This is a genomic window from Burkholderia sp. Ac-20379, assembly GCF_017104645.1.
Taxonomy (GTDB): domain Bacteria; phylum Pseudomonadota; class Gammaproteobacteria; order Burkholderiales; family Burkholderiaceae; genus Burkholderia.
Window position 1 is genome coordinate 1 of sequence record NZ_JAAGPF010000759.1, and the last position, 986, is coordinate 986.

A 986-nucleotide genomic window follows, 5' to 3' on the forward strand; every position below is an offset into this window, starting at 1 on the left:
CGCATGCGCCGCGGACGATCCGGCCGCGCGCGCCGCGCACGAACTGGCGCGGGCGTGGGTGGCCGGCGAGGACGCCGATTGGGCCGCATGGCAGGCCGCCGCGATGGCATCGGGTGAACCCGCCGCGCGCCGGATTCACGCGCCGCTCTATCCGTTCGCGCGCGAACGCTACTGGATGGACGAATCGCTCGGCGTGAAGGATCCCGAAGCGATCCGGCATCCGCTGTTGCATCGCAATCTGTCCAGCTTCGACCTGCAGCGTCATGCATCGCGCTTCAAGGGCGGCGAATTCTTCTGGCACGAGCATCGTGTCGGCGACGTGCAGATCCTGCCGGGCATGGTCGGCCTCGAAATGGCGCGCGCCGCGAGCGAGCAGGCGCACCGGACGGAAGGCGGCGAGGCGGCATTCCATTGGCGCTTCGCGGATCTGCTCTGGGCGCGGCCGATCCGTGCCGGCGCGGGGCCGACGGGCGTGGAGATCCGGTTGCGCCGCGCGCAGGCCGATGCCGCGCATCGGGGGGCGGCGAGCTTCGAGATCGAGCGCGAGAACGAGCGCGACAGCGGTGGCGGTAGCGGTGGCGGCTCGCAAGCGGTGCCGCACGTTCAGGGCCGGGTCGAACGGATGTCGGCGCAATGGCCGGACGCCGCGCCGCACCCGCTCGACCTGGCGGCCTTGCGCGCGCAGGCGACCGACGTGCTCGAGGGCGCCGACATCTACCGCGTGCTGACGGCGCGCGGCATGCACCACGGCGCGAATTTCCAGGCGCTCGGCAAGCTGCATCGCGGGCCGGATTACGTGCTGGCCAGCCTGAAGCTGCCGCGTCTGCTGCATCACACGCTGGAGGCCCTGCCGCTGCATCCGATCATGCTCGACGCGGCGATCCAGGCCTGGGCCGGGCTCGCCGGCGTGGATCTCGCGGCGGGCGGCGCGGCGGTGCCGTTCGCGTGCCGCGCGATCGAGGTGTTCGCGCCGTGCACGAGCGCGG

At 72.6% G+C, this 986-nt stretch carries 1 protein-coding gene; it reads left to right on the forward strand.

The annotated features are described in order from the left end of the window. Positions 1-986 (forward strand): polyketide synthase dehydratase domain-containing protein (locus tag G3N92_RS34450; protein WP_206131930.1); only part of this gene is annotated, 986 nt, incomplete at both ends.